This window comes from Rhodanobacter sp. B05 (assembly GCF_002001085.1).
In the GTDB taxonomy this organism is placed as follows: Bacteria; Pseudomonadota; Gammaproteobacteria; order Xanthomonadales; family Rhodanobacteraceae; genus Rhodanobacter.
Genome location: NZ_MUNU01000019.1, coordinates 585,495 through 608,247 on the forward strand (window position 1 = coordinate 585,495; position 22,753 = coordinate 608,247).

A 22,753-nucleotide genomic window follows, 5' to 3' on the forward strand; every position below is an offset into this window, starting at 1 on the left:
GGCACGCGTCGAGATTCAGCCGGTGATGAAGCCGAACAGATCCTGCTCGGCCAGGTTCTCGCGGAACACCTGCTCCACCTTCGCCGCCGGCGGTCCCTGCCAGAGCCACTGCTCCAGCACGCCCAGTGCCTCGCCGCTGCCACTGGCCAGCACGTCCACGCGGCCATCATCGAGATTCTTCGCATGGCCGGCCAGCCCCAGCGCCAGCGCCTGTTCGCGGGCACTGGCGCGAAAGAACACGCCCTGCACGCGACCGCTGACGATGAAGCGCGCCGTCGGCATCAGCCACCGCCGATCCATTGTGCGAGCAAGGCTGCAGTCACCGGGCCCACCTGGTGTTGCACCACCTTGCCGTCCGGCCCGATCAGGTACGTGGTGGGCAGACCGCGTGGCTCGTCGAAATCCTTCAGCGGCTTGTCCAGGGGCACCTGGGCAACCGGATAGACCACGGGATGTTTGGCCAGGAAGGCCCTGATATCCGCTGGCGCCGTGTCGTCGTAAGCCAGCCCGATCGCGCGGACGTTCTTGTGGGTGGCGACGAAGTGCGAGATATCCGGCATCTCCTTGATGCACGGCACGCACCAGGTCGCCCAGTAGTTGACGATCACCCAATGCCCGCGCTGCGCGGCGAGGTCAAACGTCTTGCCGTCCAGCGTGGTGACCTTGAGTGTCGGCTGCGCCGGCATCGCCGCCTGTACAGGCACGGCAAGCACCAGCGCGAAAGCCAGCGCAGCGAACGGTTTGAAGAGAGTCATGCAGGTTCCTCAGATTCGGTGGTTGCCGGCGCCGGAAACGCCCGGTGCAGTCGCGTACCCAGTTGCGTATCCAGTGCTGCGGCGACCTTGGTGAGCAAGGTGATCAGTTCGGCCGGCAGGTCGAGGCCCAGCTGTGCTACTTCCTCGGCGGGCTTGAGCGGCAGACGATAACCGGTATGGGCATAGATCCGCAGCAGGTCGGTGCTGTCGAGACTGCGACAGAGCAGCCAGCCACCGCTCTCGCCTGGTCTGATCAATTCGGCACGGTGCAGGTCATCGACATAGGCGGCGATCAGGCCGCTGGGCAGATAGGGCTCGTGCATGCGCACCGCCACCGGGTCCACGCACGCGCCCGCACGCTGCGCCTCGACGAAATGCCGCAACACCACCATCAGGCCGAGGAACTCCGCGCCTTCCGGCAGGGTTTTATCCGACGGCTGGTACTCGTAGGAGGAAATCGACGCGGCGATCGACGCACCGAGGATCACGATGATCCACGACAGGTAGATCCACAGCAGGAAGATCGGCAGCGCCGCCAGGGCGCCATAAATCTGCTGGTAGGTATGTGCGCTGTGCACGAACCAGCGAAAGCCCCAGCGCGCGAACTCGAACAGCACCGCGCCGAGCAGTGCGCCGATCGTGGCGTCACGCTTCGACACGTGCCGGTTTGGCACCACCACATACAGCAGCCACAAGGTGACGAAGGTGACGCCGAACGGCAGCGCGCGCAACAGACGCCCGCCGAGTCCGAGCTGCACCGCCGTACCCTGCAGCAATGGCAGCGCGGTGATGTAGGAACTCACCGCGAGTCCACCGACCACCAGGATCGGCCCCAGCGTCAACGCGGCCCAGTACAGCAGCAGGCGCGAAACCCAGCCGCGCGGCCGCTGCACGCGCCAGATCCGGTTCATCCGGTCCTCGATGCTGACCATCATCGAGATCGCGCTGAACAGCATCACCAGGATGCTGATGCCGGTCAGCCCGCTGGCATTCTTGGCGAAGTCCTGCAACGCCTCCTGCACGTGATGGCCGGCCGCGGGCACGAAACTGCGGAACACGAAATTGAGCAAGGTATCGCGTGCCTCCGCGAACATCGGAAACACGGAGAACATCGCCAGCGCCGCCACCATCAGCGGCACCAGCGACACCAGGGTGGTGTAGGACAACGCGCCGGCCGTCTCGAAGCACTTGTCGTCGACGAAGCGCTGCCACAGGAAGCGGCTGAAGCTCGAGGTGCGGTCGCGGTCGTAACGCAAGGCCATGAACATCCCTTCGTGGATTGCCGTTCTGCCATGGGCGCGACGGCAACATCGGCGGCATCACTCGTTACACTAGCGCATCGCCACTGAATGCCCCAAATGCATGGACATCCTCGTTCTGTACTACAGCCGCAGCGGCCACACCGCCCAACTGGCGCGCCTGATCGCCCGCGGCATCGAGGAAGTGCCCGGCATGCGCGCGCGCCTGCGCCAGGTGCCCCCGGTGGCACCGGTGACCGAAGTGGCCCAGCCGCCCGAACCCGAGGACGGCGCACCGTACGTGCAGAAACAGGATCTGCTCGATTGTGTCGGACTGGCCATGGGCAGCCCCACCCGCTTCGGCAACATGGCGGCGCCGCTGAAATACTTTCTCGATTCCACCGGCGCCGAATGGGCCAGCGGCGCGCTGGTCGGCAAACCTGCCGCGCTGTTCACCTCGACCAGCACCATGCACGGCGGCCAGGAATCCACCTTGCTGACAATGGCACTGCCACTGCTGCATCACGGCATGCTGCTGCTCGGCGTGCCGTATACCGAGCCGGCACTGACCGCCACCCAGAGCGGTGGCACGCCGTATGGCGCCAGCCACGTCGCCGGCGCCAAGGGCGACAACCCGATCAGCGAACACGAACGCGAGCTGGCCCGCGCGCTCGGCCGTCGTCTTGCCGACGTCGCACGCCGGCTGGCGGACAAGGCATGAGCAGCGCAACGCGCACGCCGACGCTGCCGGTCTACCGCATCGGCCTGCTCGCCTGGGCATTGCTGCTGTTGCTGCAACTGCTCTGGCACGGCTGGCTGTTTTCGCCGCAAGAGCTGCCGCGATGGCTGGTGCTCGCCTTCACCGTGGCGCCACTGCTGCTGCCCCTGTTCGCCATCCGCAACATCCGCCGCGCCCTGCTGTGGGTCGGCATCCTCAGCCTGTTCTATTTCTGCCACGGAGTCGCTGAAGCCTGGAGTGCACCCGGCGAACGCGTGCTGGCGTGGGCGGAAATCGTGTTGACCGTGGGCCTGATCGCCATGCTTGGCGCGGGCGTCAGGCGCCGCGCCACGCCGCACTGAGATCCACGCGTCAGCGGACGCAGCGCGCGACGCTTCAACTCGACCGGATCACCCGCACCACCGATTCGCGCTGGTCGACGAAGCCCATCCGCCGATACAGCGCACGGGCACCCTCGTTGCTGCGCATCACATGCAGGAACGGGGTCTCGCCACGCAGCAGCTGGCGCCGGATCAGCTTGGCGGTGAGCCGGCGCGCCAGTCCACGACCTTGCGCCTGCGGATCGGTACAGATGCCGCTGACCTCGCGCAGGTTGCCGGCGAATGCGCGCTCGCCGGCCATCGCGAGCAGACACGTGCCATCGAGCAGGCCAAAGTAGTCGCCCAGTTCGATCGTGCGTGGACCAAACGGGCCGGGACGGGTGAGCGCGGCCAGCGCCATCGCCTGTTCCGCATGCGCCGGCTCCAGCGGCACGGCGTCCGGGGCCGGATCGCACGGCGGCAGCTCGCCCGCCCACAGCATCTTGAACATGGTCGATTCGAGCTCGATGCACCAGCCGGCCGGCGCTGGCCCTGCCCAACCATCGGTATAGAACGACTCGCCGGATGCGCAGTACGGTCGCAGCGCATCGAAATCCGGCTGCACCTGATCGGCAAAACCGAGGATCGGCGAGAAACCCGGCGCATACCGGCGCGCCCTGCCCGTGCCGACGGCGAAGCGCGCCTGCGGCCCACTCAGCGCATGCCAGAAGACATTGTCGAGGATGGACGATCCCACCGGCGCTACAGCGCGCGACTCATGAACACGCTGTACGGATCGGCGAGGTAGTCCGCAAACGGCCCGCACGGGGCGAAGCCGAAGCTGGTATACAGCCGATGCGCGGGCGCGAACGCTGCCGCCGACCCGGTTTCCAGGCTGAGTCGCCGATAGCCGCGCCGCCGTGCCTCGTCGAGGATGTGTCGCAGCAGCGCCGCCGCCACACCCTTGCGCCGATGGCGCGAAGCGGTGCGCATCGACTTGATCTCCGCATGCTGTGCGTCGAGCTGCTTCAGCGCACCGCAGCCCAGCAACTCGCCGTCCTGCCACGCCGCCCAGAAGCTGATTCCCGGCTGGTGCAGCGCCTCCACGTCCAGCGCGTGGATGCTTTCCGGCGGCGAGTGCTGCGCCACGTCCCGCAGGTGCTCGCGCAGCAGGTCGATGACAGTGGAATCGGTGAGATCGTCGGGGCGAATGTCCATGCATGCGCATGATATCCCAGCTCCGTCCGCAGCCGGCGCCCCCGCGAGGCCACGACCCGGCGCTGCGCCTATACTCAAACCCTTCGCTTCGTCTTGCCGAGGATGCCATGGCCTTTCTGCAGGAAGCCCCGCAGCTCGCCCATCCATACCGCAGCGACCGGCAGTTGCTGAGTCTGCTCGATCGCGCCTTGCCCGCGGCGCGGCGCGCGGCGCTGGACGCCGACCTCGACGCACTGGGCGATTACGCGGTGATGGCCTGGCGACGCGCCGGCACCAGCACGCGGCGCAAGCCGGTACTGACGCAATGGGATGCATGGGGTCAACGGGTCGACCGCATCGAACTGACCACCGCGTGGCAGGAAGGCCCGCACATCACTACCCGCCACGCGGTACTCGCCGCCGGTCACGCCGGCCACCCGCATGCGCGGCTGGAAGAGTTCGCCCGCGTCTACCTGTACCACCTGGCCAGCGAGTTCTACACCTGTCCGCTGGCGATGACCGACGGTGCCGCCACCGCGATCAAGGCGTCCGGCAACGCCGAGCTGATCGGGCGGGTGCTGCCGCATTTCCTCAGCCGTGATCCGGCCACCTTCTGGCTCAGCGGCCAGTGGATGACCGAGACCACCGGCGGCTCCGACGTGGGCCACACCGAAACCACGGCCCGCCAGGATGCCGACGGCCAATGGCGACTGCATGGCCGCAAGTGGTTCAGCTCGGCCGTGGTCGGCGAGGCCGCACTGGCGCTGGCGCGACCGGAAGGCGCCGGCAACGGTACCGGCGCATTGGCGCTGTTCTATGTCGAGACGATGGACGGCGATCGGCGCAAGCCGGAGCTGGTCATCGACCGGCTCAAGGACAAGCTTGGCACGCAGGAACTGCCCACCGCCGAAATCCATCTCGACGGCCTGCCCGCCTGGCCGCTGGGCGAACTGGCCCACGGTGTGCGCCAGGTAGCGCCGATGCTCAACGTCACCCGCAGCTGGAACGCGATCTGCGCGGTGGCCAGCATGGCGCGCGCGATCAGCCTGGCACGCGATTTCGCCACGCGGCGGCAGGCGTTTGGCCATCCGTTGATCGAGCAGCCCTTGCATGCGCAGACGCTGGCCGACATGCAGGCACAGTTCGAGGCAGCGTTCGCGCTGGCCTTCGAAGTGGCGTACCTGCTTGGCCGCGTCGAGCAGGGCGAGGCTTCGCCGGAGGAAGCATCCGTGCTGCGCCTGCTCACTCCGCTGGCCAAGTTGTGGACCGGCAAGCTGGCGGTGAAGATCTGCTCGGAAGCGCTGGAATGTTTCGGCGGCGCCGGCTACATCGAGGACACCGGGCTGCCGCAGCTGCTGCGCGATGCACAGGTGTATGCGATCTGGGAAGGCACCACCAACGTGCTGTCGCTGGACAGCCTGCGCGCGCTGGCCGGCGACAGCCTGGGTGCACTGCGCGGCGCCAGCATCCGCTGGCTCGAAGGCAACGACGACATGCATGCGGGCAGCGCGGTCAGGCAGACACTGGACGCCGCGGCGCGATGGCTCGATCAGCATGGCGGCGAGCGCGACCGGCTCGAAGCGGGCGCGCGCGGTTTCGCCTTCACCCTCGCGCGCTGCGCCGCGGCAGCCCTGCTGGCGCGACAGGCCGCGTGGTCGACGCGTCGCGGCGATCGACGCCCCGCCGCCGCACTGCAGCGTTTCGTCGGCCGCGGCCTGGACCGGCTGGTCGCGCCGGACACCGGCAACACGGCGATCCTGCTGGGCTGACAACCCGCCCGGCCTCCACGCGGGCTAAAATGATGCAACTCCATCCATGGCCACCGACATGCAGCATCTGACCATCGTCACCACCGGCGGCACCATCGACAAGATCTACTTCGACGACAAGTCGGATTACAAGATCGGTGCGCCGCAGATCGGCGAGATCCTCGGCCATCTCGGCGTCGCCTTCGACTTCAACGTGATCCCGATCCTGCGCAAGGACAGCCTGCACATGGGCGAGGAGGACCGCGCCCTGGTGCGCTCCACGATCGAGGCGCAGCCGCATCGCCACGTGCTGGTCACCCACGGCACTGACACCATGGTCGAGACCGCGCGCGAGCTGGCCAGCATCAAGGGCAAGGTCATCGTGCTGACCGGCGCCTTGAACCCCGCGCGCTTCCAGGGCTCGGACGCGGTGTTCAACATCGGCTGCGCGGTGGCCGCGGTGCAGACGCTGCCCGATGGGGTCTACATCACCATGAACGGCCGCGTGTGGGACCCGGCAAAAGTGCGCAAGAACCGCGATGCCAATCGCTTCGAGGAAGTGAGGGGCTGAAAGAGCAAAGGAGCGAAGGGGAGAAGTGAGTGAATGGAGAAAACCCGGTGCCGCCCTGCTTTCTCTCGTTTCTCGCTCCGCTTCACTCACTTCTGAAATTCACAGCATCCCGGTTTCGAGCTTGGCCGCGTCGGACATCATCGAGTGGCTCCACGGCGGGTCGAACACCAGGTCCACGTCGGCCTCGGTCACGGTGGGAATCATCTCCAGCTTGGTACGCGCGTCATCGACCAGAATGTCGCCCATGCCGCAGCCGGGCGCAGTCAGGGTGAGCTTGACGTAGACCTTGCGTTCGCCCGACTCGGAGTGCTCCAGGCTGAGGTCGTAGACCAGGCCCAGCTCGACCACGTTGACCGGGATCTCCGGGTCGAACACGGTGCGCAACTGGTCCCACGCCAGTTTTTCCACGTCGGCATCGGTGGCGTTCGCGGGAACCTCGATCGGTGCAGGGCGCTCCTTGCCCAGCGCGTCGGCGTCGTCCCCGGCGACGCGGAACAGATTGCCTTCCACGTAAACGGTGAAACTGCCGCCCAGCGCCTGGGTGATGTAGCCGATCTGCCCGGCAGGCAGAGTCACCACGTCGCCCTGCGGCACCATCACGGCGCTGCAATCGCGCACCAGGGTGAAAGGTTCGCTGCTCAGACTGAAACCACTCATGCCAAGGTCAATCCCGTATCGGCGGACGCGACCACGCGGCCTGCCCAAGTCGCCTATTATGCCGCCCGCGGCGCGCGGGCACCTGCTCCAGATCAGGCCGATCGCATCGAACTCAAGTCCCGCCCGTTCCGGCCAACTCGCCGAGGCACGTTATGATGGCCGCTTTGCCGATGGACGAGCCGATGCACTTCTCCCTTGCGCCATGGCGCCGCCGATGAGCGTGCGCAGCGTCCTGCTGTTCCTGTTCGCCATGTTCAGCGCGCTCATGCTGGGGCTCGCCGCGGGCGCGGTGTGGATGGTGCTGGCCCTGTACATGCGCCATCCGCTGCCCTGGCTGGCCGTGCCGATCGGCGCCTTGCTGGCCTGGACGATCCGCGGCGCCGTGCATCGCGCCGGCGTCGGCGCCATGCTGCTGGCCGCCGGAGCCACCGGGCTGGCCGCGATCTACGTGAACATGCTGATCGCCGGCGTGAGGATTGCCGGCAACATGGGCCTGGGCATCGTCGACGCGCTGCGCACCGCGGGCATCGGCATGTTGTGGCAACTGGCCCGGATGGCACTGACGCCGTCGGACCTCATCTGGACCGTGCTGGCGATGCTGCTGGCCGCGTGGCTGGCGCGCGGCCGGCGCCGCCAGCTGCGCTGAAACGCGACCTCAGCCGTCGACCGCCTTCACTTCGTTCACCAGCGCGCCCACCGCGGCCTGACCGTCGCCGTACAGCATGCGGGTGTTGTCGGCGTAGAACAGCGCGTTCTCGATGCCGGCGAAACCGGTGCCCTTGCCACGCTTGATCACGATCACCTGCTTCGCATCCACCACGTCGAGGATCGGCATGCCGTAGATCGGCGAAGCCGGGTCGGTCTTGGCCACCGGGTTGACCACGTCGTTGGCGCCGATCACCAGCGCCACGTCGGTGGTGGCGAACTCCGGGTTGATGTCGTCCATGTCGGCGATCAGGTCGTACGGCACGCCGGCTTCGGCCAGCAGCACGTTCATGTGACCCGGCATGCGGCCGGCCACCGGATGGATCGCGAATTTCACCTTCACGCCACGCTTCATCAAGAGTTGCGCGAACTCCCACACCTTGTGCTGGGCCTGCGCCACCGCGAGGCCGTAACCGGGCACGATCACGACGCGTTCGGCGTAAGCCATCATCACCGCCGCGTCGGCGGCGTCGACCGGTTTCTGCGCGCCCTCGATCGCCTGCGCCTCGCCACCGGTCGCACCGAAGCTGCCGAACAGCACGTTGCCGATCGAGCGGTTCATCGCCTTGGCCATCAACTGGGTGAGCAAGGTACCGGCCGCGCCGACCACCATGCCGGCAATGATCATCGCCTCGTTGCCCAGCACAAAGCCCTCGAACGACACCGCCAGGCCGGTGAACGCGTTGTACAGCGAGATCACCACCGGCATGTCGGCGCCGCCGATCGGCAGCGTCATCATCAGGCCGAACAGCAGCGCCAGAGCGAAGAACGCCACGAGCAGCCCCGCACTGGCGTGGCCCGAGGCAATCAGCACCCCGGCGACGACCGCCGCCGCCAGCAGCAACAGGTTCACCGCACGCTGGCCCGGGAACACGAAGCGCTTGTCCAGCCAGCCCTGCAACTTGGCAAACGCAATCAACGAACCGGAAAAACTCACCGCGCCGATCAACGCGCCGAGCACGCCCAGCGTCAGCTCGACCGGGGATAGCAGGGTCAGGCCCTCGGGGATGCGCGAGGCCGCGTTGATCGCCCAGCTCTCCGGGCGCAGCGGCGAGGTGTCCGGTACCCCGGCCGGATGCAGCAGGGCGAAGCTGCGCACGTAACCGATCAATTCCACCGCACCGATCGCCGCGGCTGCGCCGCCGCCCATGCCGTTGTACAGCGCCACCATCTGCGGCATCGCGGTCATCGCCACCCGCTTGCCGGTCCACCAGGCCGCTGCCACGCCGATCACCACCGCGGCAATGATCAGCTCCCGGTTGTGCATGTCCGGCAGGAAGAACGTGGCCAGTACCGCCACCAGCATGCCGTAGCCGGCCCAGACGATGCCGCCGCGCGCGGTGCGCGGCGAACTCATGCGTTTCAGGCCCAGAATGAACAGCAGTGCGGCGAGGAAATAGCACGCCTTGATCACGGTCGGCAGCCAGCTCATCACTTGGCTCCCTTGCTTGAATCAAGCCGGCCTGATTCGGGCCGGTCGGCACCGGGCTTGCTGGATTTGAACATCTCCAGCATCCGCTCGGTCACTACATAACCGCCGGCCGCGTTGCCCGCGCCCAGCAGCACGCCGATGAAACCGATGACGATCTGGAACGTGGTCTGGGCATGGCCTAGCGCAATCATGGCCCCCACCAGCACAATGCCGTGCACGAAGTTGGAGCCGGACATCAGCGGCGTGTGCAGGATCACCGGCACCCGCGCGATGATTTCATAGCCGGTAAAGGCAGCCAACATGAAGATGTACAGTGCCAGGAACCCGTCGATCATGACCCTACCCCGCGAGGATGCATCCGAACCCGCATCATACGGGAACCCCGACGATCGTCGAGGCTTCCGCGCGAATTCGCGTGCCGTGCGCCAGGCGGGCTGCGTGAGGGAAGTCGGTACACGACGTTCCGGCCACTCAGGGTCAACCCCTGGCGGCCTGCCACGTTGAACGCCATAGATCCACCGATGGAGCCCGAGGATGAGTCAAGCGACGGTGCCGGAGCGGCGGCCGTGAGCACGCTGGCAGGTGCGCTCGACACGGACATCCCGACCCGGGGCGGGTTCGGCGATACCCGCGAAACTCCCGCCACGCTGGATGCGTTCCTGGCCCAGGTCGAGCGGCGTGCATTCCGCATGGCCGAACTGCAACTGCGCCAGCGCGAGGACGCCATGGATGCCGTGCAGGACGCCATGCTGCGGCTGGTGCGACACTACCGCGACAAGCCCGCCATCGAGTGGGCACCGCTGTTCTGGGGCATCCTGCGCCGGCGCATCGTGGACCTGCAGCGTCGGCGCAAAGTGCGCTCGATCGTGGTCGGCTGGCTCGGTGGCGGCCGCGACGACGACGGCGACGAGCTGCCCGCGTGGGAACCGGCCGATCCGGGCCAGGACCCGCTCGGGCGCCTGCATGACGTGGAGTCGTACGCGGACATGGCCGCGGCGGTGCGGAAGTTGCCGACGCGCCAGCGCGAGGCCTTCATCCTGCGCATGCTGGAAGGCCTGGATGTCGCCGAAACCGCGCGCGCCATGGGCTGCGCCGAGGGCAGCGTGAAAACCCATCTGTCGCGTGCCATGCATCAGCTGCGCGACCAACTGGAGGACTGGCGATGAAATCGTCCGACCAAGACCAAGCCGACAAGCGGCAGCAGAAACCCTTCGAACAGCGCGCCCGCGAGCTGTGGCGCGAGGCCGCCCGACAGGTCGATCCGGCAACGGCCGAACGCCTGCGCGCTGCCCGGCGCGAGGCATTGCAGGCGGCACGGGCCCCCGCGCGGCACGTCACGCGCTGGCTGATTCCCACCGGCGCCTTCGCCGCCATCGCGCTGGCCGCGTTGATGGTGTGGCAACCGCTGCCGCGCACATCTGCGGCGATGCAGGCCCACCAGACCGCCAGCGCCACCCCGCAGGCGGACAACGAACTGCCACCGGATGCCGAGCAGGCCGACCCGGCGCTGTATCAGAACCTCGATTTCTACGCCTGGCTTGCGGCCAACGACCGCCAACCGGCCACCCACTGAGCCATGCGCAAGCATCCGCACCTGGTTGCCGCCCTGCTGTCCGCCGTCCTGTTCGTGGGCGCGATGACGCCGTTGCACGCACAGACCGCGCCGGCCACCCCTGGCGAGATGCCGGCAGCGCATCCCTGGGCGAGCCTCGACTCCGCGCAGCGCGAGGTACTGGCGCCGCTGCAGAAGCAGTGGGACCAACTGCCTCCGCGCAGGCAGGCGAACATGCTGCAGAAAGCCCAGCGCTGGGTCACCCTGCCTCCAGGCAGGCGCGAAAAGATCCGCGAGCGCATCGCCCGCTGGCAGCAGATGACGCCGGAACAACGCCAGGATGCGCGCGCCAACGAGCGCAAGTTCCGCGAACTGTCGCCCGCGCAGCGCGAGCGCCTGCACAACAGCTTCGAGCGCTTCCAGCAGCTGCCACCCGCCCAGCGCGAGCGGCTGATGCAACAGTGGCGCGAACTGCCACCCGCGCAGCGCCGGCAGTGGATCCGGCAGCAGAGCCGCGGCGGGGAAGCAGCGGGGCATCCACCGCCGCATCGGTGAGACCCGCAGCAACCTCACCGGACTTTCCGTCCCCCGACTCAGCCTTGGAAACGCAGCTCTCCGGCATGCGTCAGGCAGCTCTTCGCCACCAGGTCATCGCCGAAATCCGGCTTCAGTTCGCCGTCGTGCACCAGCAGCTCTACGAAGTTGTACACATTGCGCGCATACATCTCCGAGGCGTGCAGCGGCGCGCCGGCCGGCAGGTTGAGCGGGCCGAGAATCACCACGCCGCCGTGCTCGACCCGCTCGCCGGGCCGGGTCAGCTCACAATTGCCGCCGCTCTCGGCGGCCAGGTCCACGATCAGCGCGCCCGGCTTCATGCCCTCGACCATCGCCGTGGTGAGAATCTTCGGCGCCGGTCGGCCCGGCACCGCGGCCGTGCCCACCACCACGTCGAACGATTTCAGGTGATTTGCCAGCGCCTGCTGCTGGGCGGCGCGTTCCTCGGCAGAGAGCTCGCGCGCATACCCGCCGCTGCCCGCAGCGCTGACCCCGAGCTCGAGGAATTTCGCGCCCAGCGACTCGACCTGCTCGCGGGTTTCCGGGCGCACGTCGTAGCCTTCGATCTGCGCGCCGAGCCGGCGTGCGGTGGCGATTGCCTGCAGGCCGGCCACGCCGGCACCGATCACCAGCACCTTCGACGGCCGGATCGTGCCGGCGGCGGTGGTCAGCATCGGAAAGAACTTCGGCGATGCCTCGGCCGCGATCAGCATGGCGCGATAGCCGGCCACCGCTGCCTGCGAACTCAGCACATCCATCGCCTGGGCACGGGTGGTGCGCGGCAGCAGTTCGAGCGAGAACGCGGTCAGTTTGCGCGTGGTCAATGCAGCGACGCGCTCGGCGGCACCGTAGGGGCGCAACTGGCCGACCACCACGCTGCCCTCGCGCAAGCCGGCGAACACCGTGTCCTGCGGTGGCAATACGCAAGCCAGCAGATCCGCCTGCGCCAGCACACCGGCAGCATCGGCGAACTCCGCTTCGGCATAGCTGCCGTCGGGAAAGCCGGCGGAGCGCCCGGCATCGTGCTCCAGCAGCACACGCAGGCCCTTGCCACGCAGCTTCTTCGCCATCTCCGGCGTAATCGCCACGCGCCGCTCCCCGGCGGCGGTCTCGCGCAAGGCGGCAATGGTCACAGGCATGGTGCGATCCCTTTGGAGTGGTTCGGACATCTTAGCGGCAGTTGGCCGCACCGGCTTTGATCCGGCCCGGTCCGTGAGAGTAAGCTGGCCCGCCGGCCCGTCCTGGAAGTCGAGTCGGGGTCATCGCCGGAGATCACGATGCCCGCAAGCACTGCTGCACTGGACGACCTGCTGGATCTGGCGCGCCAGGCGCGCGAGCAGGCGTACGCACCCTATTCCCACTTTCATGTCGGCGCCGCCGTACTCACCCGCGACGGGCGTCGATTCGGCGGTTGCAACGTGGAGAACGCGGCCTACGGCCTGTGCAACTGCGCCGAGCGCACCGCCCTGTTCAGCGCGATCGCCGCGGGCTGCCGCGCCGGCGATTTCGTCGCGCTGGCGGTGATCGCCGACACGCCGCAGCCAGTCAGCCCCTGCGGTGCCTGCCGCCAGGTGATGGCCGAGCTGTGCGACGACGCCATGCCGGTGCTGCTGGCCAATCTTCATGGCGACAGGCAGACAACCAGCGCCGCTGCCCTGCTGCCGGGCTCGTTCAAGCTGCCGCTGTCGGCATGATGTTCGCGCCCGGCCGGGCCGCCGGCTAGCATGGGCGTTCCTCCATCGAAAGCATCGATCCATGCCCGCTGATCTGTCCCTGCTCCAGCAACGCCATTCCGTCCCTTCGCGCCAGCTCGGCGAGCCAGCACCGGACGAGGCGACGCTGCAGACACTGCTGGAAGCGGCAATCCGCGTGCCCGACCACGGCAAGCTGGTGCCGTTCCGGCTGATCCGCCTGCAGGGCACGGCGAAGCTGGCGTTCGGCGAGCGGCTCGCCACCATCGCCATCCGCAACAACCCGGATCTTTCCGACGCCAAGCTGGAGAAGGAGCGCCTGCGCTACACCTTCGCGCCGCTGGTGATCGCCGTGATTGTCGCCCTGCAGGCCGACAGCAAGGTGCCGGAGATCGAGCAGAAGCTGTGTGCCGGCAACGTCGCCTACAACATCCTGCTGGGTGCCTATGCGCTGGGCTACGGCGCGCAATGGCTGACCGGCTGGGCCGCCTACGACCGCGAGGTCGCGGGCATCCTCGGCCTGACCGACAACGAGCACGTGGTCGGCTTCGTCCACCTCGGCACGCCGCAGATCGAGGTGCCGGACCGCGATCGTCCGGCGCTGGCCGACGTGATCAGCACATGGGCACCGTAAGCACGCCGGCAAACGGACTTCCAGCCGTCCATCTGGTCGACGGCAGCCTGTATGTGTTCCGCGCCTGGCATTCGATGCCGGATGAGTTCCTCGACGCCGAAGGCCACCCGGCCAACGCAGTGCACGGCTATACCCGGTTCCTGTGCGAACTGCTCGAGCGCGCCCGGCCCGAGCACATCGCGGTGGCGTTCGACGCGTCGCTGACCAGCTCGTTCCGCAACGCCATCTACCCTGCCTACAAGGCCAACCGCGAACTGCCGCCACCCGATCTGGAACGACAGTTCGTGCAATGCCGCGCGGTTACCGAGGCGCTTGGCGTGCACCTGATGATCGACCACAGCTACGAGGCCGACGACCTGATCGGCAGCACGGTGTGGAACCTTCGCGCCGAGGGCTGGCGCAGCGTGATCGTGTCGGCCGACAAGGACTTCGGCCAGTTGCTGGGCGAGCACGACGAGCAATGGGACTATGCCCGCAACCTGCGCTGGGGCCCGTCCGGCGTGTTCGAGAAACTTGGCGTGCATCCGCACCAGGTTGCCGACTACCTCGCCCTGTGCGGCGACTCGGTCGACAACATCCCCGGCGTACCCGGCATTGGTGCGAAGACCGCCGCGGCCCTGCTCGGCCATTTCGGCAGCCTGGATGCCCTGCTCGAACGCATCGACGAAGTGGCTTTCCTGCGCCTGCGCGGCGCCGCCAGCTGCGCGGCGAAGTTGCGCGAGCACGCCGGGCAGGCGCGCATGTGTCGCCGGCTGACGCGGATCGCGCTGGATGCACCCGGCGCCAGTCGCGCCGACATGCTCGAACGCCAGTATCGGCAGGTCGATCAACTCGATTCCCTGTGCGAGCAGCTGCGCTTCGGCGCGTTCACCCGTAGCCGCCTGCACGCCCTGTTGCGCTAGGAGCCTGTCGGGCTTTGGTGGTCGAGGCGAGAATTCGACTGTGCGGGGACAGATTCCTGACGGTTCGCCGGCCCATAGTGGTTCTATGGGCCAAGAATCGGCGGGGATATGGACCGCACAGGCGGATTCGCAGACCGGCCAACCAAAGTCCGACAGGCTCCTTGGCCCGCGGTTGTCCCGCCAAGCCGTACGGGTCAACATGGGCAACTGCCTTCTCGACTTGCGAACACCGATGAACGATTCCGCCAACCGCATTCCCGCCGATGCCGGTGCGCCGGTGGAAACCCTGTGCGAAGGCCGTTGGCTCAGCCTGCGCAAGCGTGGCCGCTGGGAGTTCGCCGAGCGCAACAACCCGGGCGGCGCCGTGATCATCCTGGCGGTGACGCCGGCGGACAATGTGCTGTTCGTCGAGCAGTACCGCGTGTCGATCCTGCAGAACACCATCGAGATGCCGGCCGGACTGGTCGGCGACCTGGCCGACCAGCCGGACGAAAGCGCGCTGCTGGCGGCGCAGCGCGAGCTGGAGGAAGAGACGGGCTATCGCTGCGAGCGGGTGGAGTTCGTTCACCGCGGGCCGTCATCCTCGGGCATGAGTACCGAGATGATCACCTTCGTGCGCGCCTGGGATCTGCACAAGGTCGGCCCCGGCGGCGGCGACGAAACCGAGAATATCGTGGTGCACGAGGTACCGCGCCGCGACGCCGGCGCGTGGCTGTTCGCACGCGCCGCCGCGGGCTATTCGATCGATCCCAAACTGTTTGCGGGGCTGTGGTTCATCGAACACGCCGGCCCTGGCCAGATGCGGGCCTGACCGGATGGTCGCAGATCAGTAACGACCACCCGTACCGGAGCGCCGTCGCAGGCACCAGATCGACAGCACCGCGCCGACCAGGGCCACCACCAGCCAGCCGCCCAGTGCCTGGGCATTCGCGCCACCCAGCCAGATGATGCTGGCAACGCTGCCGACGCCGATCGCGCCCAGGCCCAGGGCCAGCAGCGGATCGTTCCGGCGGCGCTGGGCCGAGAGCAGTACCAGCGCGCCCAGCGCCGCCAGCAGCACCGAGACGATCCGCCAGGTCATCACGAACTCCGGCGGCACCGGCAGGTCGGGAAACAGGTCCAGCAGCGGCACGTCGCCGATCTGCACCTGGTAGCCCTTGCCGTCGGCGGCGTCCGTCGCCGCCCCCAGCCGGGCACCATCCAGGCGTCCCACGATGGTCAGCTGCTGCAGGGGTACGGCGTCCCAGCTCACGCGCAGGTCGCCAAGGCGCGGGGCGTCCGGACGCGCACTGGTGACCAGATAATCCTGGTAGCGGCTGAAACTGGCGGCGAGATTTTCCGGCAGCGTGGCCGCATCCGGTTTGACGATCTGCGAACCGGGCAAGGCATGCACGAGCATCGGCTCCAGCTTGAAGCCACCCATCTGCACCAGCCCGGCATCGAACTGCTTGCCGCTGATCGGAAAGCTGCCCGGGTTGGTGTGCCCGGCGGGATCCTTGAAATGGCTGGAGTCCACCGGGTGGTCGACCCAGTCCTGTTCGTAGTGCACGCTGCCGCCGAAGCTGATCTCGCGCCACTGGAACATCTCCACCTGGCGCAGCAGCACCGGCGTGTTCGCGCTCTGGTTGAACTGCTCATCATGCGGAGCCTCGACCACCTTGGGCGTGCCGACCAGCCGCGCCATGAAGCCATGCTGGCCGGCCTGCGGCTGCGCATCGATGCCCAGCTCAATCACCTCGCCGCCGTGCAGCCTGGCCGCGTTGCGATAGCTGATCAGGCTGCTGGCATTGAGCGCTCCCAGCCCGATGCCGGCAAGCACCAGCAGGGCGCCGACGATGTTCAGCACCAGCAAACGCCAGGACATGCCCCTGCGCAGATCCATCAGGCGACCCTCGTCATCGATGACGACAGAAAGTCACGCATCGCTGGCGGCCTCGTCGGCGCCCGCGCGGCCCGGGGTCGCGCCACCGCCATGCCGCCACGAATTGCCGGGAGCGATCCTCGTTCCATATCCGGACCTTACCGGACTTCGCCCAGACCGGACGGACGGCGCGGGTCGCTGGCGGCGTCGAGCCGGTTGCTCCTGCGATCCCAGGTGACCACGTTCATGAAGCCCCAGGGCTCGCGTTGCTTCAGCGTGTAGCCCATCTTCTCCAGCGCAGCGCTGGTGGCCGGGTCGAACGCGCCCGGCTCGACCATCACCACGTCGGGCAAATACTGATGGTGGAAGCGCGGATGTGCCGCGATCTGCTGCGCATTCTCGCCGTCGATGAAATGCAGGATGCCTTCGAGCACCTGGGTGATGATGGTGGAGCCACCCGGCGAGCCGATCACCATGGTGCGCTCGGGTCCGATCACGATGCTCGGCGACATCGACGACAGCATCCGCTTGCCGCCCGCCGGCGCATTCGCCTTGCTGCCGAGCAGGCCATAGGCGTTCGGCTTGTTCGGTACCAGCGCGAAATCGTCCATCTCGTTGTTGAGCAGCACGCCGGTGCCGGCGGCGACGAACTTCGAACCCAGGATGGTGTTCACGGTGAGGGTCACCGCGGCCATGTTGCCGTCGGCGTCGATGATCGAGAAGTGCGTGGTGTGCATGCCCGCATCGGCCGGCTCGGCGCGCGGCAGCATCGACGACGGCGTGGCGCGATCGGACAGGATGCTCTGGCGCAGGCCATCGGCGTAATACGGCGACAACAGCATGTCCAGCGGCATCTTCACGAAATCCGGATCGCCCAGATAATCGTTGTGGTCGCGGAACGCGCGGCGCATCGCCTCGACGACATAGTGCACGCGCTGTACCTTGTCCATCCCGGACAGGTTGTAACCGGAAAGGATGTTGAGGATTTCAGCGATCGCCACTCCGCCGGACGAGGGCGGTGGCGCGGTGATGATCTTGTAGCCGCGGTAGTCGACGCTGATCGGGGTGCGCTCCTTCGCCTGGTAACCGGTCAGGTCGGCAAGCGTCCAGTTGCCGCCGGCGGCGCGTACCGCATCGACCAGCTTGTGCGCGGTCTCGCCGCGATAGAAACCGTCATCGCCATGTTGTGCGATCAGCTCCAGCGTGCGTGCCTGGTCCGGATCGCGCCAGCTCGCGCCCGGCAGCGGTGGCTGCCCGTTCACCAGGTACTTCGCCGCCGATGCCGGCCAGCGCTGCAGCACCTTCTGTTCCTCGGCAATCGAGTCATGCAGGCGCGGATCCGGCTTGAAACCGTCGCGGGCGATGCGGATTGCCGGCGCCAGCGATTGCTGCAGCGACAGGCGCCCGTAACGCTTCGCGATCAGCACCAGCCCGGCCGGTTCGCCCGGAATGCCGGCCGACAACGGTCCGTTCAGCGCGGTGTCGCGGTTCGGGCTGCCGTCCGGATCGAGGTAAGCCTTCGCATCGACCGCCGCCGGCGCCGTCTCGCGCGCGTCGATGAACACATTGCGGCCATCCTTCGCCCGGTGCAGCACGGCCATGAAGCCGCCGCCGATGCCGGAACTCTCCGGCTCGACCACCGACAAGGTGGAAGCCACCGCGATCGCCGCATCGAACGCATTGCCACCCTTGCGCAAAACCTCAAGCCCCGCGCGCGTGGCCAGGAAATTGGCGCTGGCGATCGCGGCATGCCCCGGTCGCTGCTGGGTCGGCGCAGCCTGCACACCGGTGACCACCGGCGGCTTCGCCGCAGCGACAGGTGCGAATGCTCCGGCTCCGGTCATCAACAGGCCCAGCGACAACGCACGCCAGTCGAGTGGAAAATTCATGCGGTGGTTTCCTTGCCCATCAGATGGCGATACTTCAACTCAAGCTGCCCGGCCGACTCGACGTGATCAGGGTCGACGATGATGCATTCCACCGGGCACACGACCACGCACTGCGGCTCGTCGTGGTGGCCCACGCACTCCGTGCACAGCGCCGGGTCGATCACGTAGAACTCCTCGCCCAGCGTGATGGCGTGGTTCGGGCACGCCGGTTCGCAGACGTCGCAATTGACGCAGGTATCGAGGATTTTCAGGGCCATGACGGCAAGGCAGGAGTGAGAGAAGAGGAGTGAGAAACGAGAGAAAACCATGGCGAACACGCGCCCTCTCTCAAATCCTCACTCCTCGTTTCTCACTCCTGCTTCATCACATTTCGACGAAGCGGAACGTTGCGCCAGTCGGCTTCAGGGCATCCTGGACCCGCTGCTCGTCGGCCTTGTCGCCGATGAACACCACGATCACGTCCTTGAACGAACCGGGATTGGCACTCTTGAAGGCGTCGACCACGAAGTCGCCGGTCGAGGTGGAGCTGGGACCGCCGAACGCCAGCAGGTTGCCCGGCAACACACCGCGGGCGACGGTGTCCTGCACGCCCTGCAACTGTCGGGCGTTCTGGGCCTTCTCGTCGTCGGTGCTGCCCGGCGTCACCATGTAGGCATACGGCTGGGGTGCCTTCATGCCCTGCAGGTTGTCCTGCACAAGCTGGCTGAGGTAGGCACCCCAGCCCTTGCTGTCGGTCATGCTGGTGGGCTTGGGTGCCTTCTGCACCTGCTCCTGGGCCTGCTGGTCGTCGCCTTTCTTGTTGCAGGCGCTAAGGCCCAGGCAAGTGCTCAGCGCGACAACCGCAATGAGAATGTATTTACGCATGGTCATCACCTTTGGCTTCGTGTTGCTGGTTGGAATGGTGGAGCGTCTTCTGCCAGCGCTGGCGCATGGCCTGCTGCACGGCCGGATGCACGAAGCCGGAGATGTCCCCGCCCAGGCGTCCGATCTCGCGCACCAGCGACGACGAAATGAAACTGTATTCTTCGGCAGGCGTCAGGAACAAGGTCTCGGCCTGCGGAATGAGATGCCGGTTCATGCTGGCCAGCTGGAATTCGTATTCGAAATCCGACACGGCGCGCAGCCCGCGGATGATCACGCCGGCGCCGACCTGCTGGATGAAGGTGGCCAGCAGGCAGTCGAAGCCGCGCACCTCCACGTTGGGCAGGTCGGCCAGCGCCAGTCGCCCCAGCGCGATCCGCTCGCCGATGCTGAAATTGGGCCCCTTGCTGGAACTGTCCGCCACCGCCACGATCACCCGATCGAACAGCGGCGCCGCGCGTGCCACCAGGTCCGTATGGCCGTTGGTGATCGGATCGAACGTGCCCGGGTAGATGGCCAGGCGCGGGTTGCCCAAGGATTTCTTCACGGAGAGACAAGGGTCGACGGAAGCTGAATTGACCCTAGCTTAACGGAAGCGCACGCCGATAGAGCGCAAAACGGACCTCGCCGGCACGGGCCTCGCGATGCAACTGCCAATGGGCGGGCAGATCCGGCACGCCGTGGCCGGGCGATTCCACGTAGATCAACGCCTTCGGCAGCAGCCACCCACCACGCTCAAGCTGCAGCGCCAGCGCCGCCCACAGGTCCAGCGCGAACGGCGGATCGAGGAATACCAGGTCGCATGGCTGCGCCGTGCCCTGCAGGAACTGGCTGGCATCCAGCAACGCCACCTGGCCGACATCCACCTTGAGCCGCGCCAGGTTCTCGCGCAGGGCCTGCACCGCGCGCGCATCGCGCTCGACGAATTGCACATGGGCCGCACCGCGCGAGCAGGCCTCGATACCGAGCGCGCCGGTGCCGGCGCACAGATCCAGGCAGCGCGCGCCCTCGATCATCGGCGCCAGCCAGTTGAACAGGGTCTCGCGCACCCGCTCGGGGGTGGGGCGCAGGCCCGGCAGCTCGGGCACCTGCAGGCGCGAATTGCGCAGGTTGCCGCCGATGATACGGATCCGGCCCGAACCGGATTTTTGCCCGCCGTTCATGCCGATGCGCCCTCAGCGGGCAGTACAGGTTGGAGTGTTAGCATGCCGGCCATTGTCTTTGAATCGCCTCCGTCATGCTCAAGTTCTGGAAGAAAAAACCCGCCGAGGCGGAAGCCGCCGACAAGGAAGCGACGCCGGTCGCGGCGGCAGCGCCGGCCGACGTCGGCGCGCCGGAAGATGACCTTCCGCTACTGCGCGAGGCGCTGGCAGAACTTCCCACACCCAGCGACACCCGGCCGGAAACCGAACGTTTCGTGGCGCCTGTGCAGGCGCCCGCTGCCGCACCGCCCAAGCGCAGCTGGCGCGAACGACTGTCCGGCAGTGCGTTCTCGCGCAGCCTCGGCTCGCTGTTCGTGCGTCATCCCAGGCTGGACGACGACCTGCTCGATGAGCTGGAAACCGTCCTGATCACCGCCGACGTCGGCGTCGAGGCCAGCACCGAACTGGTCGAAGCCCTGCGCAAGCGCATGCACAAGCGGGAGTTCGCCGATGCCCCGGCACTGCTGACAGCCCTGCGCCAGGCGCTGCTCGACCTGCTCGTGCCGGTCGAGCAATCACTGCGGGTCGACGGCCGCAAGCCGTTCGTGACCCTGGTTGTCGGCATCAACGGTGTCGGCAAGACCACCACCATCGGCAAGCTGGCTCGCCGCTGGCGCGACGAGGGTCACGCCGTGATGCTGGCCGCCGGCGACACCTTCCGCGCCGCCGCGGTCGAGCAACTCAAGACCTGGGGTGAGCGCAACCAGGTGCCGGTGGTCTCGCAGGGGCAGGACGCGGACGCCGCCAGCGTGATCTTCGACGCCCTGCAGGCGGCGCGCTCGCGCGGCACCGACGTGCTGATCGCCGACACCGCCGGCCGGCTGCATACCCAGGGCGGGCTGATGGACGAGCTGGGCAAGATCGCCCGCGTGCTGAAGAAGCTCGACCCCGACGCCCCGCACGAAGTGCTGATGGTGATCGACGGCACCACCGGCCAGAACGCGATCAGCCAGGTGCGCCAGTTCCGCCAGATCGTCGGCGTCACCGGCCTGGTGGTGACCAAGCTCGACGGCACCGCCAAGGGCGGCGTGGTGTTTGCGCTCGCGCGCGAGTTCGGCCTGCCGATCCGCTTCGTCGGATTGGGCGAAACCGCGACCGACCTGCGCGTGTTCGAGGCCGGCGCCTTTGTCGACGGGCTGCTGCCGGAAAGCGTCGGGCATGGCTGAAACCGGCCAGCAAAGGCGGCCAGGGTCGCGTCGACTGCGGCTGATCGCGCTGGTGCTCGGCGGCCTCGTCGCCGCCGTGGCGCTTACCCTGGTGATCGCCGTCTACCTGCTGCTGCAGCCCGATCGCTTCACCGCCATGCTGCAGACCCAGGCACGTGCCGCCGGCCTGGATCTGCGCCTGGCCAGCCCCGCCAGCCCCAGCCTGTTCCCGCGGCCGGCGCTAGACCTGCAGGGCATCACGCTCAGCGCCGAGGACGCCAGTGCGCCGATCCTGCTGGCCGCGCGCGGCCGCCTCGCCCTGCCGTGGCACACCTTGTTCGGCGGCCCCACGGTGATCTCGCAACTGCAGATCGATTCGCCGCGGGTCGACCTGGATGCGCTGCAGGACTGGATGGCCGCGCTGCCGGCACAGGCGGAAAACGCGCCACCCAATATCCCGCGCATCGACACCGGCATCGACATCACCCATGGCAGCGTGGTGCGCGGCAACGAAGTCCTGCTGGACAACCTCTCGCTGCGTGCCGGCCGCCTGGTTTCCGGGCAGCCGTTCCCACTCAGCGTGACCGCCACTACCGCTGGCAATCCCTGGCAGCTGCGACTGTCCACGACACCGCGCATCGAAGGCAACACCCTGCAACTGGACAACATCAGCCTGCACCTGGCGCAAGCCGGCAAGGTGACCCTCGTACTCAACGGTCGCGCGCACTGGCACGGTGCCGCGGACGCGACCGCCAGTCTCGCCGGCAAACTCGACCATGCCGATGGCGGCCAGTACGACATCTCGCTGGTGCTGAGCCCGGCCAACCAGGACAACCCCTTGCTACTGGCACTGAAGCTGGACGGCCCCGGCAACCACGCCGACCTGCGCCTGCCGCCGCTGGCGCTCGCCCACTGGTGGAGCCAGTTGGGCAACCCGCAAGCTGCGCAACTGACGGCGCCGCCGGGCAGTGGCCATGCCGAGTTCGACACCATCGACGCGGGCAACGTGCATATCGAGGGGCTCACCGTGCAGGCCGGCAACGACGTGCCGGCGGCAGCCACCAGCGCTGCGCCCGCCGCCAGCCCCGCGCCGGGCAAATAAGCTGGCGCCACATGAGCA

At 67.6% G+C, this 22,753-nt stretch carries 29 protein-coding genes; 14 read left to right on the forward strand and 15 right to left on the reverse strand.

Features of this window, described 5'->3' with window-relative positions:
• Positions 1-15 precede the first annotated feature (15 nt).
• The 3 genes from B0E47_RS16320 to B0E47_RS16330 are packed head-to-tail and all read right to left on the reverse strand — an operon-like array spanning position 16 to position 2,017.
• Positions 16-282, reverse strand: coding sequence for an acylphosphatase (locus tag B0E47_RS16320; RefSeq protein ID WP_077515292.1), 267 nt, complete (start codon positions 280-282; stop codon positions 16-18).
• Positions 282-755 (reverse strand): TlpA disulfide reductase family protein, encoded by a 474-nt coding sequence (locus tag B0E47_RS16325; protein WP_077515293.1) that lies wholly within the window; start codon positions 753-755, stop codon positions 282-284. The genes B0E47_RS16320 and B0E47_RS16325 overlap by 1 nt, the downstream gene beginning before the upstream one ends.
• Entirely contained in the window at positions 752-2,017 is a 1,266-nt protein-coding gene (locus tag B0E47_RS16330) for a YihY family inner membrane protein (protein ID WP_077515418.1), read from the reverse strand. Before B0E47_RS16330 ends, B0E47_RS16325 begins: the two co-directional genes overlap by 4 nt.
• Before the next feature lie 100 nt (positions 2,018-2,117).
• On the opposite strand from B0E47_RS16330, the gene wrbA reads away from it, so the two are divergent.
• Both wrbA and B0E47_RS16340 read left to right on the forward strand, forming a co-directional pair.
• Positions 2,118-2,714, forward strand: coding sequence for an NAD(P)H:quinone oxidoreductase (gene wrbA, locus B0E47_RS16335; RefSeq protein ID WP_077515294.1), 597 nt, complete (start codon positions 2,118-2,120; stop codon positions 2,712-2,714).
• The gene (locus B0E47_RS16340; RefSeq protein WP_077515295.1) at positions 2,711-3,073 is read left to right on the forward strand and encodes a DUF2069 domain-containing protein; all 363 of its coding nucleotides are present in this window, start codon (positions 2,711-2,713) and stop codon (positions 3,071-3,073) included. Before wrbA ends, B0E47_RS16340 begins: the two co-directional genes overlap by 4 nt.
• 34 nt (positions 3,074-3,107) lie before the next feature.
• Here B0E47_RS16340 and B0E47_RS16345 read toward each other — a convergent pair whose 3' ends face one another.
• Together B0E47_RS16345 and B0E47_RS16350 are read right to left on the reverse strand one after the other, a co-directional pair.
• On the reverse strand, positions 3,108-3,788 hold the full coding sequence (locus tag B0E47_RS16345) for a GNAT family N-acetyltransferase (RefSeq protein ID WP_077515296.1): 681 nt from the start codon (positions 3,786-3,788) through the stop codon (positions 3,108-3,110).
• Positions 3,789-3,793: 5 nt separating this feature from the next.
• Entirely contained in the window at positions 3,794-4,249 is a 456-nt protein-coding gene (locus B0E47_RS16350) for a GNAT family N-acetyltransferase (protein WP_077515297.1), read from the reverse strand.
• Between the two features lie 107 nt (positions 4,250-4,356).
• On the opposite strand from B0E47_RS16350, the gene B0E47_RS16355 reads away from it, so the two are divergent.
• Positions 4,357-5,997, forward strand: a complete 1,641-nt coding sequence (locus tag B0E47_RS16355) for an acyl-CoA dehydrogenase family protein (RefSeq protein ID WP_077515299.1) — start codon at positions 4,357-4,359, stop codon at positions 5,995-5,997.
• 58 nt (positions 5,998-6,055) lie between these two features.
• Complete coding sequence (locus tag B0E47_RS16360; RefSeq protein WP_077515419.1) at positions 6,056-6,547, forward strand: asparaginase domain-containing protein; 492 nt, start codon at positions 6,056-6,058, stop codon at positions 6,545-6,547.
• Positions 6,548-6,646: 99 nt separating this feature from the next.
• Here the strand turns inward: B0E47_RS16360 and sufT are convergent, their stop codons facing one another.
• Entirely contained in the window at positions 6,647-7,204 is a 558-nt protein-coding gene (sufT, locus tag B0E47_RS16365) for a putative Fe-S cluster assembly protein SufT (RefSeq protein ID WP_077515300.1), read from the reverse strand.
• Between the two features lie 214 nt (positions 7,205-7,418).
• Here sufT and B0E47_RS16370 point away from each other — a divergent pair, with 214 nt between their 5' ends.
• Positions 7,419-7,850 carry a hypothetical protein gene (locus B0E47_RS16370; protein ID WP_077515420.1) on the forward strand — a complete coding sequence of 144 codons (432 nt, stop codon included), beginning with the start codon at positions 7,419-7,421 and terminating at the stop codon, positions 7,848-7,850.
• A gap of 9 nt (positions 7,851-7,859) precedes the next feature.
• On the opposite strand, the gene B0E47_RS16375 is transcribed toward B0E47_RS16370, so the two are convergent.
• Both B0E47_RS16375 and B0E47_RS16380 read right to left on the reverse strand, forming a co-directional pair.
• Positions 7,860-9,341 (reverse strand): NAD(P)(+) transhydrogenase (Re/Si-specific) subunit beta, encoded by a 1,482-nt coding sequence (locus B0E47_RS16375; protein WP_077515302.1) that lies wholly within the window; start codon positions 9,339-9,341, stop codon positions 7,860-7,862.
• Entirely contained in the window at positions 9,341-9,676 is a 336-nt protein-coding gene (locus tag B0E47_RS16380; protein ID WP_077515303.1) for an NAD(P) transhydrogenase subunit alpha, read from the reverse strand. Before B0E47_RS16380 ends, B0E47_RS16375 begins: the two co-directional genes overlap by 1 nt.
• A gap of 231 nt (positions 9,677-9,907) precedes the next feature.
• On the opposite strand from B0E47_RS16380, the gene B0E47_RS16385 reads away from it, so the two are divergent.
• The 3 genes from B0E47_RS16385 to B0E47_RS16395 are packed head-to-tail and all read left to right on the forward strand — an operon-like array spanning position 9,908 to position 11,448.
• Entirely contained in the window at positions 9,908-10,507 is a 600-nt protein-coding gene (locus tag B0E47_RS16385; protein ID WP_077515421.1) for an RNA polymerase sigma factor, read from the forward strand.
• Positions 10,504-10,914 (forward strand): hypothetical protein, encoded by a 411-nt coding sequence (locus tag B0E47_RS16390; RefSeq protein ID WP_077515304.1) that lies wholly within the window; start codon positions 10,504-10,506, stop codon positions 10,912-10,914. Before B0E47_RS16385 ends, B0E47_RS16390 begins: the two co-directional genes overlap by 4 nt.
• Positions 10,915-10,917: 3 nt before the next feature.
• A complete protein-coding gene (locus tag B0E47_RS16395) occupies positions 10,918-11,448 on the forward strand; it encodes a DUF3106 domain-containing protein (protein ID WP_077515305.1) in 531 nt (176 codons plus the stop codon).
• A gap of 38 nt (positions 11,449-11,486) precedes the next feature.
• Here B0E47_RS16395 and B0E47_RS16400 read toward each other — a convergent pair whose 3' ends face one another.
• A complete protein-coding gene (locus B0E47_RS16400; RefSeq protein ID WP_077515306.1) occupies positions 11,487-12,587 on the reverse strand; it encodes an NAD(P) transhydrogenase subunit alpha in 1,101 nt (366 codons plus the stop codon).
• A 138-nt stretch (positions 12,588-12,725) separates the two neighbouring features.
• Here B0E47_RS16400 and cdd point away from each other — a divergent pair, with 138 nt between their 5' ends.
• The 4 genes from cdd (at position 12,726) to B0E47_RS16420 (ending at position 15,486) form a co-directional block, all read left to right on the forward strand.
• Entirely contained in the window at positions 12,726-13,142 is a 417-nt protein-coding gene (cdd, locus tag B0E47_RS16405) for a cytidine deaminase (protein ID WP_077515307.1), read from the forward strand.
• A 61-nt stretch (positions 13,143-13,203) separates the two neighbouring features.
• The gene (locus B0E47_RS16410; protein ID WP_077515308.1) at positions 13,204-13,773 is read left to right on the forward strand and encodes a nitroreductase; all 570 of its coding nucleotides are present in this window, start codon (positions 13,204-13,206) and stop codon (positions 13,771-13,773) included.
• Positions 13,761-14,675: a 5'-3' exonuclease H3TH domain-containing protein gene (locus B0E47_RS16415; RefSeq protein ID WP_077515310.1), complete on the forward strand. Its 915-nt coding sequence runs from the start codon at positions 13,761-13,763 to the stop codon at positions 14,673-14,675. Before B0E47_RS16410 ends, B0E47_RS16415 begins: the two co-directional genes overlap by 13 nt.
• A gap of 232 nt (positions 14,676-14,907) precedes the next feature.
• Positions 14,908-15,486, forward strand: a complete 579-nt coding sequence (locus tag B0E47_RS16420; protein WP_077515311.1) for an NUDIX hydrolase — start codon at positions 14,908-14,910, stop codon at positions 15,484-15,486.
• A gap of 15 nt (positions 15,487-15,501) precedes the next feature.
• On the opposite strand, the gene B0E47_RS16425 is transcribed toward B0E47_RS16420, so the two are convergent.
• From B0E47_RS16425 to rsmD, 6 genes are all read right to left on the reverse strand, one after another.
• Positions 15,502-16,557 (reverse strand): TMEM43 family protein, encoded by a 1,056-nt coding sequence (locus B0E47_RS16425; protein WP_077515312.1) that lies wholly within the window; start codon positions 16,555-16,557, stop codon positions 15,502-15,504.
• Positions 16,558-16,694: 137 nt separating this feature from the next.
• The gene (gene ggt, locus B0E47_RS16430) at positions 16,695-18,425 is read right to left on the reverse strand and encodes a gamma-glutamyltransferase (RefSeq protein WP_077515313.1); all 1,731 of its coding nucleotides are present in this window, start codon (positions 18,423-18,425) and stop codon (positions 16,695-16,697) included.
• A complete protein-coding gene (locus tag B0E47_RS16435) occupies positions 18,422-18,682 on the reverse strand; it encodes a YfhL family 4Fe-4S dicluster ferredoxin (protein WP_077515314.1) in 261 nt (86 codons plus the stop codon). The genes ggt and B0E47_RS16435 overlap by 4 nt, the downstream gene beginning before the upstream one ends.
• A 106-nt stretch (positions 18,683-18,788) precedes the next feature.
• The gene (locus tag B0E47_RS16440) at positions 18,789-19,289 is read right to left on the reverse strand and encodes a hypothetical protein (protein ID WP_077515423.1); all 501 of its coding nucleotides are present in this window, start codon (positions 19,287-19,289) and stop codon (positions 18,789-18,791) included.
• Positions 19,282-19,833 carry a pantetheine-phosphate adenylyltransferase gene (gene coaD / locus B0E47_RS16445; protein WP_254422970.1) on the reverse strand — a complete coding sequence of 184 codons (552 nt, stop codon included), beginning with the start codon at positions 19,831-19,833 and terminating at the stop codon, positions 19,282-19,284. The genes B0E47_RS16440 and coaD overlap by 8 nt, the downstream gene beginning before the upstream one ends.
• A 34-nt stretch (positions 19,834-19,867) precedes the next feature.
• Positions 19,868-20,449, reverse strand: coding sequence for a 16S rRNA (guanine(966)-N(2))-methyltransferase RsmD (gene rsmD, locus B0E47_RS16450; RefSeq protein ID WP_077515315.1), 582 nt, complete (start codon positions 20,447-20,449; stop codon positions 19,868-19,870).
• A gap of 74 nt (positions 20,450-20,523) precedes the next feature.
• On the opposite strand from rsmD, the gene ftsY reads away from it, so the two are divergent.
• Together ftsY and B0E47_RS16460 are read left to right on the forward strand one after the other, a co-directional pair.
• A complete protein-coding gene (ftsY, locus tag B0E47_RS16455; protein ID WP_077515317.1) occupies positions 20,524-21,654 on the forward strand; it encodes a signal recognition particle-docking protein FtsY in 1,131 nt (376 codons plus the stop codon).
• Positions 21,647-22,735: an AsmA family protein gene (locus B0E47_RS16460; RefSeq protein ID WP_077515319.1), complete on the forward strand. Its 1,089-nt coding sequence runs from the start codon at positions 21,647-21,649 to the stop codon at positions 22,733-22,735. The genes ftsY and B0E47_RS16460 overlap by 8 nt, the downstream gene beginning before the upstream one ends.
• The last annotated feature ends 18 nt before the right edge of the window (positions 22,736-22,753 follow it).